The sequence below is a fragment of the Halorhodospira neutriphila genome, assembly GCF_016584055.1.
Lineage (GTDB): Bacteria > Pseudomonadota > Gammaproteobacteria > Nitrococcales > Halorhodospiraceae > Halorhodospira > Halorhodospira neutriphila.
Map to the genome: position 1 here is coordinate 1 of NZ_NRSH01000039.1, position 17670 is coordinate 17670.

14 protein-coding genes and 2 pseudogenes are annotated in these 17670 nt (G+C 61.7%); all 16 read left to right on the forward strand.

Annotation, left to right across the window (positions count from 1 at the left end; translation table 11 throughout):
• Positions 1–107: 107 nt before the first annotated feature.
• Positions 108–1072 (forward strand): annotated as a pseudogene (locus tag CKO13_RS05020) (IS3 family transposase); the annotation flags it as partial.
• Positions 1073–1140: 68 nt separating this feature from the next.
• A pseudogene (locus tag CKO13_RS12655) lies at positions 1141–1335 on the forward strand (hypothetical protein); the annotation flags it as partial.
• Positions 1259–2350 carry a sulfotransferase family protein gene (locus tag CKO13_RS05025; protein ID WP_200257472.1) on the forward strand — a complete coding sequence of 364 codons (1092 nt, stop codon included), beginning with the start codon at positions 1259–1261 and terminating at the stop codon, positions 2348–2350. The pseudogene CKO13_RS12655 and the gene CKO13_RS05025, both read left to right, overlap by 77 nt.
• Positions 2347–3333, forward strand: coding sequence for a sulfotransferase (locus CKO13_RS05030; protein WP_200257474.1), 987 nt, complete (start codon positions 2347–2349; stop codon positions 3331–3333). The genes CKO13_RS05025 and CKO13_RS05030 overlap by 4 nt, the downstream gene beginning before the upstream one ends.
• A complete protein-coding gene (locus tag CKO13_RS05035; RefSeq protein ID WP_338034586.1) occupies positions 3330–4307 on the forward strand; it encodes a GNAT family N-acetyltransferase in 978 nt (325 codons plus the stop codon). The genes CKO13_RS05030 and CKO13_RS05035 overlap by 4 nt, the downstream gene beginning before the upstream one ends.
• Positions 4304–5704 (forward strand): DUF7033 domain-containing protein, encoded by a 1401-nt coding sequence (locus tag CKO13_RS05040; RefSeq protein WP_200257476.1) that lies wholly within the window; start codon positions 4304–4306, stop codon positions 5702–5704. Before CKO13_RS05035 ends, CKO13_RS05040 begins: the two co-directional genes overlap by 4 nt.
• A 43-nt stretch (positions 5705–5747) precedes the next feature.
• Entirely contained in the window at positions 5748–7058 is a 1311-nt protein-coding gene (locus tag CKO13_RS05045) for a nucleotide sugar dehydrogenase (protein WP_200257478.1), read from the forward strand.
• Positions 7059–7082: 24 nt separating this feature from the next.
• Entirely contained in the window at positions 7083–8144 is a 1062-nt protein-coding gene (locus CKO13_RS05050; protein ID WP_200257480.1) for a Gfo/Idh/MocA family protein, read from the forward strand.
• A complete protein-coding gene (locus CKO13_RS05055) occupies positions 8145–8723 on the forward strand; it encodes an acyltransferase (RefSeq protein ID WP_200257482.1) in 579 nt (192 codons plus the stop codon).
• 61 nt (positions 8724–8784) lie between these two features.
• Entirely contained in the window at positions 8785–10344 is a 1560-nt protein-coding gene (locus CKO13_RS12660; protein WP_274600656.1) for a DegT/DnrJ/EryC1/StrS aminotransferase family protein, read from the forward strand.
• A 359-nt stretch (positions 10345–10703) separates the two neighbouring features.
• Positions 10704–11843 (forward strand): glycosyltransferase family protein, encoded by a 1140-nt coding sequence (locus CKO13_RS05065; RefSeq protein WP_200257486.1) that lies wholly within the window; start codon positions 10704–10706, stop codon positions 11841–11843.
• A gap of 135 nt (positions 11844–11978) precedes the next feature.
• Positions 11979–13247, forward strand: coding sequence for a glycosyltransferase family 39 protein (locus tag CKO13_RS05070; protein ID WP_200257488.1), 1269 nt, complete (start codon positions 11979–11981; stop codon positions 13245–13247).
• A 4-nt stretch (positions 13248–13251) separates the two neighbouring features.
• Positions 13252–14547: a nucleotide sugar dehydrogenase gene (locus tag CKO13_RS05075; protein ID WP_420827057.1), complete on the forward strand. Its 1296-nt coding sequence runs from the start codon at positions 13252–13254 to the stop codon at positions 14545–14547.
• 3 nt (positions 14548–14550) lie between these two features.
• Positions 14551–15672, forward strand: a complete 1122-nt coding sequence (locus CKO13_RS05080) for a glycosyltransferase family 4 protein (protein WP_200257490.1) — start codon at positions 14551–14553, stop codon at positions 15670–15672.
• Positions 15669–16529, forward strand: coding sequence for a sulfotransferase family protein (locus CKO13_RS05085; RefSeq protein WP_200257492.1), 861 nt, complete (start codon positions 15669–15671; stop codon positions 16527–16529). Before CKO13_RS05080 ends, CKO13_RS05085 begins: the two co-directional genes overlap by 4 nt.
• On the forward strand, positions 16519–17670 hold a 1152-nt coding region (locus CKO13_RS05090), incomplete at its 3' end, for a LegC family aminotransferase (RefSeq protein WP_200257494.1). The genes CKO13_RS05085 and CKO13_RS05090, both read left to right, overlap by 11 nt.

Below are 17670 nucleotides of genomic sequence, written 5' to 3' on the forward strand. Positions count from 1 at the left end.
GAGAGAGCACCTGGAGAACGCCCCTGCAGCCGTGAGCGGCCCAACTGCTGGCTACGAACTGACCAACCACCGCCATCAACAAGGCCGCATCTTGGCTCTTACGGCCTTCTCGTGAATACGGCAGGCTGAAGCGCCAGCTCTCGGAGGCGAACGAGGAGCTGGCCATCACAAAAAAGGCCGCGGCGTACTTCGCGAGAAACCAGAAGTGAAGTACGCATTCATCGATCAGTACCGTCACGAGCATCGCATCCAGGCGATGTGCCGCATCCTTGGCGTCGCCCGCAGCGGCTTCTATGCATGGTGCCGGAACAAGGCGGCCCGCACCGCCCGAGAAGAGCGCCAGCGGATCTTCGATGAGCAGGTCCAAGGGGCCTTCAACGGCGCCAAGCAGCGCTGCGGGGCACCTCGGCTGACGCGAGTGCTCCGCGAGCAAGGCGTCCCGGCCAATCGCAAGACGGTGGCCCGGAGCATGCGTCGTCAGGGCCTTCGGGCGCGGATCACGCGTCGGTTCAAGGTGACGACGAACGCCGCCCACAACTTGCCGGTTGCCCCCAACCACTTGGCTCAAGGCTTTCAGGCCGAGCAGCCGAACCAGAAATGGGTCGGTGACATCACGTACTTGACGACCGGCGAAGGCTGGCTCTATCTCGCCGTCGTGCTGGATCTTTGCGGCCGCAAGGTCATCGGCTGGGCCATGCGGGAGCGCATGAGCGCTGAGTTGGCTTGTGACGCCCTGCAGATGGCCTTGGACCGGCGAGGTAGCCCCGCTGGCGTACTCGTGCATACGGATCGCGGCAGCCAGTACGGCTCCAAGGCGTACCGGCAGCTGCTCCGTGACTACGGGCTGATCGCCAGCATGAGCGCGAAGGGAAGCTGCTACGACAATGCCTGCGCCGAGAGCTTCTTCCGCTCGTTGAAGGTTGAGGCCTTGCATGGCGAGTCCGTCCCAACGCGGGCCTCCATGCGGCAAGCCGTCTTCGAGTATATCGAGGGCTACTACAACCGCCAGCGCCTTCATAGCACCCTGGGCTACCTATCCCCGGACGACTATGAGGCCCGGCTCAATAGCTAGCTCCGTGTCCACATTGGCTGGGCAAGACCACTATTGAGGTGTCCACGATTGGTGGGCAAGACCACTGGCACTATCGACGGCTCTACAATCACCACATTCCCCAGCGCGCACTCGGGCACATCACCCCCGTCCAAAAGCTCAAGCGGTGGTACGAGGAGCAACCCGAGTTATTTCGTAAGCTGGTATATGACCAATCAGGTCTTGATACGTATCCACATTGGCTGGGCAAGACCAAACTGCCTCAATTGCTCACTTCGTTCTAAAAAAGGCCTAATAATGAACAGCCCTATTTTTTTATTAGCTTCAGAGCGCAGCGGCACAAATCTTCTTAGGCGTCGAATAACAGAAAGTCAACATCACCTAATTGGACCTTCACCCTTGCATTTTTTGAAACACCTCTATTTCGCTGAGCCATATTATGGAAGCCTTGACATTGAAAAAAATTTTCTAGCCTTCATAGAAGATGCACGCGGACTTGCATATCACCACTTTTCCCCTTGGGATATTGAAATAAACACACCGCAAATCCGAGAATCCTATCCTAGGTTATTCGGAGAAGACAGGTCGGCTATCGGTGTTATGCACACACTGTATACTCTCTATGCTGAAGCCAAAGGATACACAACTTATTTTTGCAAAGATAACAACCTTTTCGACTTCGCTTGCGATATCCGAAACAAACTTCCTGAAGCGAAGTTCATTTACCTTTATCGCGACCCCCGTGATGTGGTTCTGAGTCAACTTAAACGCCCTCTACAAAACAGAAGTATTGTCTACCTGAGCCAGCTCTGGAAAGACGAACAAATCAAGTGTATCCGTCATGCGAAAACGCTTACAAAAGAAAACATCTTGCATAGCTTGAGCTATGAAGAGCTCATATTCAACGAAGAGAGGACATTAGAAAATCTACTTGGCCAACTTAGCTTAGAAAAAAGAGAACAAGACCAAGAAGCATTCAAAAAAGAAAACATAGACATCCAAGAATGGAAAAACTTAAACCGCGGCACGATGCGAGATAATAGCGGCAAATTTGAGAAACATCTCCCAAGAACTGCGATTCGCAAGATTGAAAGTATTTGCTGGCATCAAATGAAATGGCTTGGTTATAAGCCTACCAATGAAAACAGGCCTAGTCTGTCGAGACTACGCGCTACAGCAGAGGCAGCTTCTGGAAAAATAACCCGCTCGCTGAGAAGCCAGATTAGCAAAAAAGAATTAACTGATGGACAAAAAGACAGGATTGATTACACTAAAAAACTAATTAAGACGTGGCAATGAGCACCTTAGAGAACATCGCGAGACAAGGGAAACGGTTCATTCACTTCAGCGCGCAAAACACTTTTTCTTTTTCTGAACATTTGTTAGCATTTTTTTTTAAGGGCCAAATTAAAAAAAAGCAATATATCTTTATTATCGGTCCCCCCCGTAGCGGGAGTACCTTGATAATGCAGGCAATAAGTGATGCCTTCAAGATTGGCTATCTTACAAATAAACACTGCCTTTTTTTTGGGGCCCCCTCCATCGCCGAGTGGATCTCTCGTCCTTTAGTAAGAAAAGAGCCATCACACTATAAGTCCAGTTATGGCCGTACCAACCATTTTAGTGAACCGGCTGAATGCGGTGCCTGGTGGTATCGCTTCTTCCGAAAGTATCCCGCCTATGTCTCCCTTGAAGATGTTTCGAATTTGAACATGTCGGCATTTCGGCGTTCTCTGGCGAGCTTGGGGGGTGCAATGGGTCTACCGCTTATCTTCAAAAACCTCTATGCAAGCCTGCGTCTGGAACCCATTGCCCATTACGTGCCAAACGCCCTTTTCATAGTGATCGAGCGCGACTGGGTTGACAATGGGCAATCGATATTGAAAGGACGCTACGACACGCTGGGTGATTACGGTAAATGGTGGTCAGTACCGCCGCCAAATGTCGATGAGCTCGCTGAACTTCCCCCTGTGCAGCAGGTTGTCGCTCAAATCGAGTCGATCCACGACCTCATTGACCGCGATCTCCATCGGCTCGGCTTGGAGGAACAGACCTTCCGCATTCGGTACGAGGACTTCTGTCAAGACGTCTACGGTACCTTAGATGCGTTTCAGGCCTTCATGGCCCACCACGGCGTCGATTTGGAGCGCCGTTTCGATGTGCCAGCTCAGTTTCCGATTAACCGCTCCGTGAAGATTCCGCAGTCCATGTACGAGCAGCTACAGGCCGAGGTAGCCAAACGACAGGAGAGAAGAGCAGCGGTCCGGGAGCAGTGCCAGTGAGTCTCGAGACGATCTGCGCCCGGGAGACCTATCGCGAAATCTGCGATGCGGAGGGCTCTATTCCCCTCTTCTCCCAAGCCTGGTGGCTCGACGCTGTCGCTGGGCCTGCTTGGGACGCCGTCATTGCCTATGAGAAAGGGAAGATAGTGGGCACACTGCCCTTTATAGCCCGGCGACGCTGGGGATTCACGATCCTGACACAGCCCAAGCTCACCCAGAGCCTGGGACCGTGGGTCAAGCCGACCAACAAGTCGTACCCGAAGGCCTTGGCTCACGAGAAGGATGTTCTGGGTGCCTTGGCGGAAGGCTTGCCCCGCTACCACTACTATGCCCAAAACTGGCACTGCGACCGGCAGAACTGGCTTCCGTTCTACTGGCGCGGCTTTGAGCAGACTACGAGATATACTTACCGGCTCCACGGGATCGGCAATGAGCAAGCGCTTTGGGAAAAGCTACAACAGAATATCCGGGGCGATATCCGCAAGGCCCGTGAGCGCTATCAGATCGCCGTGCGCACCACTTGCGACGTGGATGAGCTTCTAGAGCTCAACCGCATGACCTTTGAACGTCAGGGCCGCAGCCTACCTTATTCCCGAGACCTAGTAGCGCGAATCGATGATGCTGCCGCGGTCCGCGCCGCCCGCGATTGCTTGATCGCCGTAGATCCGGAAGAAAAATCCCATGCGGGCGCTTACATCGTGCGCCACGGCAATACAGCCTACTACCTCATGGGGGGTGGCGATCCGGAGCTGCGCAGTAGCGGGGCCACGAGTCTCGTGCTGTGGGAGGCGATCCGTAATCAGCCCGAGGAGGTGGAAGTTTTCGACTTCGAGGGCTCGATGATAGAGCCTATCGAGCGCTATTTCCGAGCCTTTGGCGCCCAGCAAGTGCCGTATTTCCGGGTGTCACGCACATCCTCTCCTCTACTGAAAACGGCAACCTGCCTGAAAAAGATAGCGAAGGGGGGCGCGTGACACTAGTCGTCGAAATGCCTGACACCCGCATTCCGGAGCGGGACTACATCCTCGGTGTGCTACTGGGCGATTTCCTCGGCTTATCGTGGCGACGGACTCCCGGTGAAGGACGGGATAACCGCATCACGCTGGCGGAGAAGGCAGGCGAGATCCGGCTTCCAGACTCCTTGCTCTCCATGCCCGCCATAAATTGGCTCACCGAGCCATCCATGCCTCGACGCCCGCTGCTAAAATGGAGCCCTGGCAACCTGGCAAATGATACTCCCCTTATCGAGGCGGCAGTACCAGTCATCTACGGCGACAGTGATCCAGCCACGCATCAAGAAGGGGACACTATCACGCTGCCGGTGGATATCTTCGGCTCCGCCTTCTTCATGCTCTCGCGCTATGAAGAGCTGGTTACCCCAGAGCGAGATGAACACAACCGCTTCCCGGCGTGGGCCTCCTTGGCCTATCAGGAGGGCTTCCTGGAACGGCCCATCGTGGACGAGTATGTTGAGCTCCTGTGGGCGGCAATGTCGGCATTGTGGCCAGGGCTCAGACGAAAGCGACACAGATCGAGGACTTTTGCGACCTGCGATGTCGATAGCGCGATCGCCTTTCGCGGTCGATGGCAACCGGTTGTGCGGCGCATGGGCGGGGACGTGCTCAAGCGCCACTCCCCTCGCCTTGCGATGCGCACAGCCATGAGCGCCTGGCGTACCAGCCGCGGCAATCTGAGCGCGGATCCGCACTGGGCTGGCCTGCAGTGGCAGATGACGGTCAACGAGCAGCTAGGCCAGTCGGCCGCCTTCTACTTCATCCCCCAGGTTACGGATGACCGCTTCGACAAGCCCGTCAGTCTGGACGGCCCACGAATGCGCAGCCTCCTCCGCGAGATCCACGACCGAGGCCACGAGATCGGCATCCATCCCGGCTATCAGACCTGCGAGAGCCCCGAGCTCATGGGGGAGTCCGCGAAGAGCTTGCGCTACGTACTGGACAAAGAAGGCATCCAGCAGCGTGAGCTCGGTGGGCGGCAACACTACCTGCGCTGGAGATCACCGACGACAGGCCGCCTATGGGAGGCCCAGGGGCTGAGCTACGACAGTACGCTCTCTTACGCTGACCAGCCGGGGTTCCGGTGCGGCACGTGCCGAGAGTACCCGTTGTTCGACCTGGAACGCCGGACCCCCCTCGAGCTGAAAGAGCGGCCCCTGATCGTCATGGAGTGCTCAGTCATCGCGGACAAATATCTCGGCATGGGCTACAGCGATTCGGCCCTCGAGTACATGCTACGTCTGCGCGAGACTTGTCACCGATTCGGCGGCGACTTCACCTTCCTCTGGCACAACTCGCACCTGAGTTACCCAGAGGATAAGCGGTTTTATCGGGCCCTGCTGGAAGGCACGGCCTGAGGCGCTATGGCAACAGAGCCTCGTTACGGATAGACATCACCCAATGCATAGACCCCCCACAATTGAACACTTTCGCAACGCCACGGCCACCATCGGCATTATCGGCCTCGGCTACGTCGGCCTGCCCCTGATGCTCCGCTTCGTCGAGGAAGGCTTCCGGGTCCTCGGCTTCGACATCGACCCCGAGAAGGTCACTGCGCTCAACAACAGCGAGAGCCCCATCGCGCACCTGGGCCAGGAGGCGATCCGCCAGGCGCGCTCGCAAGGCTTCGAGGCCACCACCGACCCCGCCCGCACCGCGGAGGTCGATGCGCTGATCCTCTGCGTCCCCACACCGCTCGACGATCACCGCGAGCCGGACCTCTCCTACGTCCTGGGCACCGCCGAGACCTTCGCACCCCACCTACGCGCCGGGCAGGTCGTCGCCCTGGAGAGCACCACCTACCCCGGCACGACGGAGGAGGAGCTGCGGCCGCGCCTGGAGGCGGGCTCGGGGCTCACCGTGGGCGAGGACCTCTTCTTGGTCTACTCGCCGGAGCGTGAGGATCCGGCCAACCCCAACTTCACCACGCGCACCATCCCCAAGGTCTGCGGCGGCGTCACCCAGGCCTGCCTGGATGCCGGCGTGGCGCTCTACAGCGCCATCATCGATGAGGTGGTGCCCATGAGCAGCCCACGCGCGGCGGAGATGACCAAGCTGCTGGAGAACATCCACCGCGCGGTGAACATCGGCCTGGTCAACGAGATGAAGATCGTCGCCGACCGCATGGGGATCGATATCTACGAGGTGATCAACGCTGCGGCCACCAAGCCCTTCGGCTTCGTGCCCTACTACCCCGGCCCGGGGCTAGGCGGCCACTGCATCCCCATCGACCCCTTCTACCTCACCTGGAAGGCGCGGGCGTACGGGCTCAATACCCGCTTCATCGAACTCGCCGGCGAGATCAACACCGACATGCCGCGCTGGGTCATCACCAAGCTCGCCGACGCCCTCAACGACCGCGGCAAGCCCATCCGCGGCAGCCGGATCCTCGTCCTCGGCATCGCCTATAAGAAGAACGTCGACGACATGCGCGAGTCGCCCTCGGTGGCGATGATGGAGCTGCTGCGCGACAAGGGCGCCGACCTGCGCTACAGCGATCCCCACGTCCCCGTCTTCCCGAAGCTGCGCGAGCACCGCTTTGATCTCGCGAGCACGCCGCTGACGGCCGAGGCCCTAGCGGAGAGCGACGCCGTGCTGATTGCCACCAACCACGACGCCTTCGACTACGAGCTGATCCGCCAGCACGCCCCGCTGGTGATCGACACCCGCGGGATCTACCGGGATCCCGCGCCGCACATCGTCCGAGCCTGAATCGAGAGTAAAGTACCCGTGCCCATGTTCCACGAGCCTACCCCCATCACCGGCCGCCGCATCCGCGTGGCCCTGATCGGCTGCGGCCGCATCGCCCAGAAGCACCTGGAGGCCCTCGAGCGCCACCGCGACAACCTGGAGCTGGTCGGCGTCTGCGACGTCGACGCCGAGGCCCGCGCCGAGGCCGCCAACCGCACCGGCGCCCCGGCCTTCGCCTCCTTAGCGGAGACCCTGGAGGGGACCGACGCCGACGCGGTCATCCTGTGCACCCCGAGCGGGCTCCACCCCAGCCAGGCCATCCAGGCCGCCGAGGCCGGGCGGCACGTGATCACCGAGAAGCCCATGGCCACCCGCTGGGCCGACGGCAAGCGCATGGTCGAGGCCTGCGACAACGCCGGCGTGCGGCTCTTCGTGGTCAAGCAGAACCGGCGCAACGCCACGCTGCAGCGGCTCAAGCAGGCCGTCGAGCAGCGCCGCTTCGGGCGGATCTACATGGTCAACCTCAACGTCTTCTGGACCCGACCGCAGGCGTACTACGACGCCGCCCGCTGGCGGGGCACCTGGGAGTTCGACGGCGGCGCCTTCATGAACCAGGCCAGCCACTACGTCGACCTGCTCGACTGGCTCATCGGCCCGGTGGAGAGCGTGCAAGCCTACACCGCCACCCTCGCCCGGGATATCGAGGTGGAGGATAGCGGCGTGCTCAACGTCCGCTGGCGCAACGGCGCCCTGGGCACCATGGCCGTGACCATGCTCACCTACCCGCAGAACTTCGAGGGCTCTATCACCATCCTCGGCGAGCGCGGCACCGTCCGCGTTGGCGGCGTGGCGGTCAACGAGATCCAGCACTGGCAGTTCGACGAGCCGCGGCCCGAGGACGAGACCGTCTTCGACACCAGCTACGAGACGCCCTCCGTCTACGGCTTCGGTCACCCCGCCTACTACGAGAACGTCGTCCAGGCCCTGCGCGGCGAGGCGGAGGCCGAGACCGACGGGCGCGAGGGGCTGCGCTCGCTGGAGGTGCTGATCGCCACCTACCTCTCGGCCCGGGACGGCCACAAGGTCGCCCTGCCCCTGGAGTACTGAATGCGCTATCAAGCCCACGAGACCGCCATCGTCGATGAGGGCGCAGAGATCGGTGCCGGCACGCGCATCTGGCACTGGGTCCACGTCTGCGGCGGGGCGCAGATCGGCGAAGGCTGCTCCCTCGGCCAAGGGGTCTTCGTCGGCGGGCGCGTGGCCATCGGCGATGGCGTCAAGATCCAGAACAACGTCTCCGTCTACGACGGCGTCACCTTGGAGGACGAGGTCTTCTGCGGGCCGCACATGGTCTTCACCAACGTCTACAACCCGCGCAGCGCCGTGCCGCGCAAGGACGAGCTCCGCCTCACCCACGTCCGCCGCGGCGCCACCCTCGGGGCGAACTGCACCATCGTCTGCGGCACCACCATCGGCGAGTACGCCTTTATCGGCGCCGGCGCCGTGGTCAATCGCGACGTGCCCCCCTACGCCCTGATGGTCGGCGTGCCCGCGAGGCAGATCGGCTGGATGAGCCGGTACGGGGAGCAGCTGGATCTGCCGCTTGATGGAGAGGGAGAGGCGCGGTGCCCCGGGACCGGGGAGCAGTACCGCCTTACTCAGGGCAGCGTCGTCTTCCAGGGATAGCAGAGCCCCTGTGGCCACGGCTGCGCTCTTCTTGACCCACCAATCCAGAAGGCTTGACACCTTGGCAGACCGACACTTCATCCTCGACCCGCAGGTCCTCGTAGACCTGTGGCTCCATCCGAACAACTCCCCAATCCAGGAGCTGATCGACCATGCCCAGCGCGGCGAGGCCCGCGCTTGGCTCGTCGCCAGCAGCCTCCCGCTGCTGGAGCAGGAGGCGATCCGGCGCACCGAGGCCATGCCTGCCGACCAGGCCCAGGCAGCCGTGCGCAGGTGGCTAGCGGAGCTGCTGGAGACCGTCCAGGTCCTGACGGCCCACGGTTTCGAGCAGCCCGAGCTGGTGCGTCAGGCCAACAACCTGGGCCAGGCCCAGATCGCGGCCGCGGCGCGGAGCCTCTCCGGCGCGGACGCCTGCGTCGTGAGCCAGGACGAGCGCTTCGATGCCCTCGGCGAGCTCCCCGTACGGACCCCAGAGGACGCCCTCGCCTGGCTCCAGCAAGGGAGCGACAACGCACAGCGGTCGATCGCGTTCATCGACCTCGCGGCACAGCAGCACCGCCTCCGTCCGCAGCTTGAGCAAGGCATGGAGCAGGTCCTGCGCCACGGCCGCTACGTCCTCGGCCCGGAGGTCGGCGAGCTGGAGGAGCAGCTGGCCGACTTCGTCGGCACCACGCACTGCGTGACCGTCGCCGACGGCACCGCGGCGCTGTACATGGCGCTGATGGCGCTAGAGGTCGGCCCCGGGGACGAGGTCATCGTGCCCGCCTTCACCTTCATCGCCACCGCCGAGGTGGTCTCGCTGCTCGGGGCGCGGCCCGTGCTGGTGGATATCGACCCGTGGACCTACAACATCGACCCCGAGCAGATCGAGGCGGCGATTACTCCGCGCACCCAGGCGATTATGCCGGTGAGCCTCTACGGCCAGTGCGCAGATATGGATGCCATCAACGCCATCGCCGAGCGCCACGGCCTGCCGGTGATCGAGGACGGCGCCCAGAGCCTGGGGGCGACCTACAAGGGCCGCAACTCCTGCGCCCTGACCACCATCGGCTGCACGAGCTTCATGCCGTCAAAGCCCCTGGGCGCCTACGGCGACGGCGGCGCCTGCTTCACCAACGACCCGCAGCTCGCCGAGCGGATCCGCCAGATCCGCGTCCACGGCGCCAGCGGCAAGTACTACCACGTCCGCCTCGGCTTCAATGGCCGACTGGATACCCTGCAGGCCGCTGTGCTGAAAACGAAGCTAGCTGCTTTCCCCGATGAGATCGTCCAGCGCCAGGATGTTGCCAGGCGCTACGATGAGGCGCTGCGAGCAGCCGGGTACGCGCCGCCTTACGTGGCGCCGGAGAACACCAGCACGTACGCACAATATACGATTGAAATAGCAGACCGAGAGGCAGTTCAGGAGGCGTTGCGATCACAGGGAGTACCGACAGCCGTCCATTATCCCCTTACCCTGCACCAGCAACCGGTGTATGCCACCCTAAGCCACCAAACCGGCGATTACCCAGTAGCCGAGGCAGCAAGTGATAAGGTTTTAAGCTTACCGATGCACGCAGACCTGAACATATTGGCACAAACAAAAGTCGTAAAAGATTTGATTAAAAATTGCACCGCGTGAACAGCCTTTCAAAGGATTAGACTAAAAAATTTTAGCGCGAAAGAGGCGTTGTTTCATAATAAAAGGCACCAGCAAGAAACTATAATCGACGTGCGCATTCATCAATTTAACTTGCCATATACACCCTCTTAGCGCCTATCCGAACAACCCTAGAGCGTCCTGGTGCGTTGGAGAAGATAGCCCACAACTATATGGTCATGCTCCATCTCACCTGCACCTTAATCGATTTCCGGAAAGCGGTAGCGGGATTATTCTGATAGACACGTAACGGTAAATTAGCACCTATCACGCATACAGTGTAATGAAATCTTTGAAGCCACCCCTTTCACAGTGGCTTCGATTGCAAACCTTCTGAAGATATGAGCTTGAGAATCCTACATCTTACAGTTGCACGCGAACTGACCCCAGGCCAACTTAGCCAGCTGCGTTACGAAGTACGCGCAAGTCAAGAGCTGGAAGATGTGGAATGGAATACTCTCGTTTACCATACGGCATCACCCTGCGACCACTTTGTGCACCGCCTTCCATGGCTGTTCCGCTCCGTACTACTCCGTAAACTTTTTGCCTGGCTCTGGATGAAGCGGCATGCGCACAATTACGATTTCATCCTCTGCCGCCACATGACTTTCGACCCCTTTGCCTTTTTCTTCGCATGGTTGATTCCGAATCGTGTCACAGTCCATCATGCCAAAGAGACAGAGGAACTGCGGCTCATACGGCAGAACTGGCAGGGTAAAGCCGCATCAATACTGGAACGTTGGTCGGGGCGTATTGCAGTTCGCACTTCGGCAGCCATTCTTGGCGTTACCAGCGAAATCAGAGACCACGAATTGGCGCTCCACGGAAAAGGCAAATACATTCCAGCTAGTATTTACCCGAATGGCATCCTTGTTGACGAAGTAGAACTTCTTGGCAACAAAATTTCTGAAAAGCACCTCGATATCGCATTCATATGTGGGACATTTTCTTCATGGCACGGCTTGGACATCTTAATTAATCAACTTCTAAAATATAATGTAGAAGATTTCCAAGGTTCACCTATAACACTACACCTCATTGGACGAATAAGCCCAGAACAAAGCAAACAGGTGGAAATAATCAACAACAAAAACGGGTCTTGTCGCATTGAAGCCCATGGATTGCTGACCCCCGATAGGTACCGAAAAATTTTATCGTCTTGCCAAGCAGGCCTAAGTTCCTTGGCATTGCACCGCAAAGGAATGACTGAAGCTTCCACGTTAAAAGTGCGCGAGATGTTGGCGCTTGGACTACCAGTCTACTCTGGCCATAGGGACACAGCCTTAGAAGAATCTTTTCCCTGGTATTGCATAGGCGATGGGAGCATTTCGGATATTTCTCATTTTGTTAAGAAAGTATCATCAACCCCGCGACAGACAATACGTGATGACGCAACTCCGTTTATTGATAAAAAGGCTTGGATGAACGACGTAGCGCGGTTTCTCTGTCATGTAAAAACTAAATGCACGCATGGCCGCTAATTTTCAGAATTCACGTGTTCCATAGCGCTTATTTGTGAAAACCAACTAAGATGGGCTGCAAAAATTTAGAATCACAGAGTTTATTCTGTATAAATCCTGCCCCTGATTCCCTTCCAAGCATTTTGAGAATTTGCTATGGTTGATCTTATAGGCTGGACCGTCCTCCTCGTAGCAGCAGGGGCCACCTTTCTGTTAGCGAGTTGTCATCGTGGCATCGCCATCGCGCTCGGTGCCGCGTTTAGCGCCAGAGCCATAGCAGCTCTATTTCATTATTACGTAGCTCCTCTGCCGGACGGCACAGCCGACGCTGTTAGATTTGAAAGATACGCTTGGGAATGGAGCCAAGGCGGAATCGGCGAGGCACTAAATCACTTCACAATAGGATCGGATTTCTACTCTTGGCTGATGTCGCTGCTCTACGCCGTTACCGATCGCAGCCTACTGATGCTCCAAGCCACAAGCGTTTTGATAGGGGTTCTCGGTGTCTTCTTTGCCTATCGCCTTACTCAAGAGCTATGGGAGGAGCGTCACGCGCGCAAGGTAGCTTGGGTCATGGCCCTGTTCCCGACGGTCGTCCAGTACGGCGCTCTTACCATGCGCGAGGTCTGGGTTGTGCTCTTCTTCATCCTCGGTCTCATCGGCGTAGTACGTTGGGCGAAAAAAGGCGGGTTCAAGCCTGTAGCTAGCGGTATCGCTGCCTTCACTGCAGCTACCTTCTTCCACGGCGGGATGTTCGTCGCCGTCATCGCCTTCCTCGGCCTCATCAGCGCCCGTGCCGGACATCGACTGCTAAGCGGACTATCGCGAGGGCGGGTAGGAGCCTTCGCCGTCGTCGGCCTGATCGTGGGCATTGGCGGTGTTGGGGGCTACATCGGCAGCGGCGTCTCCCTGCCCAAGCTCGGGACGGCAGCGGAGGCGACTGACCTTCAACGCTGGATAGAACGCTTCCAATATCAGCAATCGTTGGAATATGCAGAGGCCCGCTACGGAAACTGGCAGGTGCCGAGCCACCCAGGAGAACTAGCCTGGATCGTTCCAGTGAAGAGCGTCTACTTTCTCTTCTCTCCATTCCCATGGGACCTGCGGGCTCCAAAGCACCTGATCGGGCTAGTCGATGCCCTGCTTTACTTCGGCCTCGCTTTCCTCGTCTGGCGTCATCGGCGAAGTATCTGGGCCGACCCCGGCCGTCGTGCCGTCCTCATGATCCTCCTCGCGATGGTGCTGACCTTCGGTGTAGGCACCAGCAACTTCGGCACTGCGATGCGTCATCGCGCCAAGTTTGTCGTCGCACTAATCGCCCTGGCAGCCCCACGGCTCCCCCGGCTCGTCTTCCGGAGCCGCAGCACATCCTCTACCCACGGTTCACCCTCCCTTCCCAAGCAACTCCCAGCACAAGGAGCGTGACCCGGTGACAGATACTCCTTTTATACCACCGTCTTCCTTTCGCCTCGCCGTCATCGGCCTCGGTTACGTGGGCCTACCCCTCGCCGTCGAGTTCGGGCGGGTTTACCCGACCCTCGGCTTCGACATCGACCCCGAACGCGTCTCAGAGCTGCGCGCCGGATGCGACCATACCCGCGAGGTGGCGCCGGAGGTGCTGGCTAGCGCCGATAAGCTGGAGGTCACGGACCGGGGGACTGCCCTCGCCGACTGCAACGTCTACATCGTCACCGTCCCGACGCCCATCGACGAGCACCGTCGCCCCGACCTCGGCCCCTTGCTCGCTGCCAGCCGGACCGTCGGGCAGGTCCTCTCGCCGGGCGACGTCGTCATCTACGAGTCGACCGTCTACCCCGGCGCCACGGAAGAGGACTGCGCCCCGGCGCTGGAGGCCACCTCGGGGCTGGCCTGCAACCGCGACTTCTTCCTCGGCTACAGCCCGGAGCGGGTCAATCCGGGGGATACCGCCCACCGCATTCCGGATATCGTCAAGGTCACCGCCGGCTCTACGCCCGAGGTGGCGGCGTTCGTCGACGACCTCTACGGGCAGATCATCCGTGCCGGCACCCACCGGGCGCCGAGCATCCGGGTGGCCGAGGCGGCGAAGGTCATCGAGAACACCCAGCGGGACGTCAACATCGCCCTGGTCAATGAGCTGGCCATGCTCTTCAACCGCCTGGGCCTCGATACCGAGGCGATCCTCGCCGCCGCCGGGACCAAGTGGAACTTCCTGCCCTTCCGCCCCGGCCTGGTGGGCGGCCACTGCATCGGCGTCGACCCCTACTACCTCACCCACAAGGCCCAGGCCATCGGCCACCACCCGGAGATGATCCTCGCCGGCCGGCGCATCAACGACGGCATGGGCCCGTACATCGCCGACCGGCTGGTCAAGCGCATGATCCGCGAGGGCTTCCCGGTGGTCGGCTCGCGAATCCTGGTCATGGGCCTGGCCTTCAAGGAGAATTGCCCCGACCTGCGCAACACCCGGGTGGTGGACATCATCCAGGACCTGCACGACTACAACACCGCGGTAACCCTCTGGGACCCGTGGGTGGATCCAGCCGAGGCCGAGCAGGAGTACGGCTTTACGCCTGTCGCCGAGCCCCCCGAGGCCGGCACCTTCGACGCCATCGTCCTCGCCGTGCCCCACCGGGAGTTCGTGGCGATGGGCCCTGAGGGGATCCGCCGCCTAGGCCGGGAGCGCGCAGTGCTCTTCGACGTGAAGTCGGTGCTGCCCGAGGAAGCGGCGGAGCTGCGGCTGTAGCCTATGACCGAGACCGTTCTCTTCGCCGCCAACCGCGGCTACGCCCTCACCAGCTCCCGCGAGGCGATCATCCGCCGCTTTCTGGATGGCGGGTGGCGCGTTATCCTCGCGACGGCTGACGACGACGAGGCCCGCTACCTGGCGGGGCTCGGCGCGACATTAGAGCCGGTGACCTTCAACCGGGGCGGGCTGGCGCCGGGCACCGATTGGCAGGCTTGGCGGCGGATGCGCGCCATCTACCGCCGCTGGCAGCCGAGCCTGGCACACCACTTCCACGCCAAGCCAGTGATGCTCGGCACCCTCGCGGCGCGGCAGGTGCTCGGCAGCCAGCTGGCCGTCGTGAACACCATCACTGGCCTGGGCCACGCCTTCATCACCGGCGGCTTCGCCGCGCGCTTAGCCGGCCTGGGCTACCGGAGCGCGCTGCCGCGCGGCGATGTGACTATCTTCCAGAACCGGGACGACCGGGACCTCTTCCGCGAGCGCGGCTGGGTAGTAGAAGCGAAAACCCGGCTGATTACCGGCTCCGGCATCGACCTGGAGCGGTTCGGCTACGTCGACCGCACGGGTCGCCAGGCTGCACCGGTGGTAATCATGATCGGCCGATTACTCGGGCAGAAGGGCATCCCGGAGTTCACGGCGGTAGCACGCCGGATCCGGGCGCGCTGGCCGGAGGCGCGGTTCCTGCTGGCCGGCGAGGAGGATCCCATCCATCCGGATGCCGTGACTCCGGCATGGGTGCAGGAGCAGGGAGGCGTGGAGTATCTAGGCTGCCTGGAGGACGTCAGGCCGTTGCTGGCCGAGGCCGATTTGCTGCTCTTCCCCTCCTATCGGGAAGGAACCCCCCGCGCCGTCATGGAGGCGGCCGCCAGCGGCTTGCCCACTGTCGCCTTCGAGGTGCCCGGCGTCCGTGAGACCGTGCGGGACGGGGAAACCGGCTACTTGGTCCCTGACCGGGATGTGGACGCGCTCCATAGCCGCGTAGCCGAGCTGCTGGGGGACGCTGACCGGCGGCTGGCGATGGGGCGCGCGGCCCGGCAACTGGCCGAGGAGGCCTTCGATATCCGAGCCATCCAGGAGCAGTACTGGGCGATCTACCAGGAGCTGGTGGGGGTGCAGGCATGAGCAACCTTACACACCAACCGGTGGTCATCATCGGCGCCCCCCGCTCGGGCACCAACATGCTGCGCGACGTCCTGTGCGCCCTGGACGGCGTAGTCACCTGGCCCTGCGACGAGATCAACTACATCTGGCGCCACGGCAATCTGCGCTACCCGTCGGACGAGCTGCCGCCCGAGCGTGCGACGGAGCCTGTGCGCCGCTACATCCGCCGGCAGTTCGACTGGGTGGCGCGCCGCTACAACGCCGATGTCGTGGTCGAGAAGACCTGCGCCAACAGCCTGCGGGTACCCTTTGTGGACACTGTCGTGCCGGAGGCGAAGTACCTCTTCATCCGCCGCGACGGGCTGGATGCCGTGGGCTCGGCCATGGCGCGCTGGAAGGCGCCCCTGGATATCCCCTACCTGGCGCGCAAGGCGCGCTTCGTGCCCCGCTCGGACCTGCCGTACTACGCCGGCCGGTACCTGTGGAGCCGGCTCTACCGCCTCGTCTCCCGGGAGCGGCGCCTCGCCTTCTGGGGGCCGCAGATGGACGATATGGCCGAGCTGCTGGCCCGCCATCCGCTCGAGGAGGTCTGCGCGATCCAGTGGCAGCGGTGCGTGGAGCAGTCCCGGCAGGCCCTCGAGGCCATGGCGCCGTCGCGGTGGCTGGAGATCGGCTACGAGGACTTCGTCACTCGGCCGCAGGAGGAGCTGGCGCGGATCGTCGATTTCCTGGAGCTGCCGGCGACAGAGGCGGATCAAGCCGAGGCGGTACGCGGGGTGCGCGCTAGCAGCATCGGCAAGGGCCGCGCCGCGCTGGATACCGAGACGATACGGCGCCTGGAGGCGCTGATCGGCGAAGGGGAACAGGATGCACGATGAGCTGATCCAGGAGATCCGGGCGATCTACGGCCAGGAGGGCTTTATCCCCCTCCACCGCCCCATCTTCGAGGGCGCCGAGAAGGCCTACCTCACCGACTGCGTCGACTCCAACTTCGTCTCCTCCGTCGGGGCGCGGGTCACGGAGCTCGAGGAGCGGATCGCGGACTTTGTGGGCGCGCGCCACGCCGTGGCCACGGTCAACGGTACCGCGGCGCTGCACGCGGCGCTGGCGGTGGCCGGCGTGGAGCCGGGCGACGAGGTCCTGACCCAGGCGCTGACCTTCGTCGCCACCTGCAACGCCGTCGCCTACGCCGGGGCGCATCCGGTCTTCGTCGACGTGGATACCGACACCCTCGGGCTCTCGCCGGCGGCGGTGCGCCGCTTCCTGGCCGAGCAGACCGAGCCCGGCCCGGACGGCGGCCGCGTCAACCGCGCCACCGGCCGGCGCATCGCCGCCTGCCTGCCCATGCACACCTTCGGCCACCCGTGCCGAATCGAGGAGCTGGCCGCGGTCTGCGACGAGTTCGGCGTCCCGGTGGTGGAGGACGCCGCCGAGTCGCTGGGCAGCTACGTCGGCGAGCGGCACACCGGCACCTTCGGCCGGCTGGGGACGCTGAGCTTCAACGGCAACAAGGTCATCACCACCGGTGGCGGCGGGATGATCATCACCGACGACGACTGGCTGGCCGCCCGCGCCCGGCACCTGACCACCACCGCCAAGGCGGCCCACGGCTACGAGTTCTTCCACGACGAGCTCGGCTTCAACTACCGCCTGCCCAACCTCAACGCCGCCCTCGGCTGCGCGCAGATGGACCGGCTGCCGGCGATCCTCGCCGCCAAGCGGGAGGTGGCGCGGCGCTACGCCGCCTTCTTCGAGGGCCGGCCCGAGGCCTTCATCACCGAGCGTGAGGGCACGACGGCCAACTACTGGCTCAACGCCGTGCGCCTGGAGAGCCGCGAGGCGCGGGACGCCCTGCTGGAATACACCAACCAGCGCGAGGTGATGACCCGCCCGATCTGGCGGCTGATGACCGAGCTGCCCATGTACCAGCACTGCCAGCACGACGGCCTGGCCAACTCCCGCTGGCTGGAGGCGCGCATCGTCAACCTGCCCTCCTCCGTCCCCGCCGGCTGGCTCGCC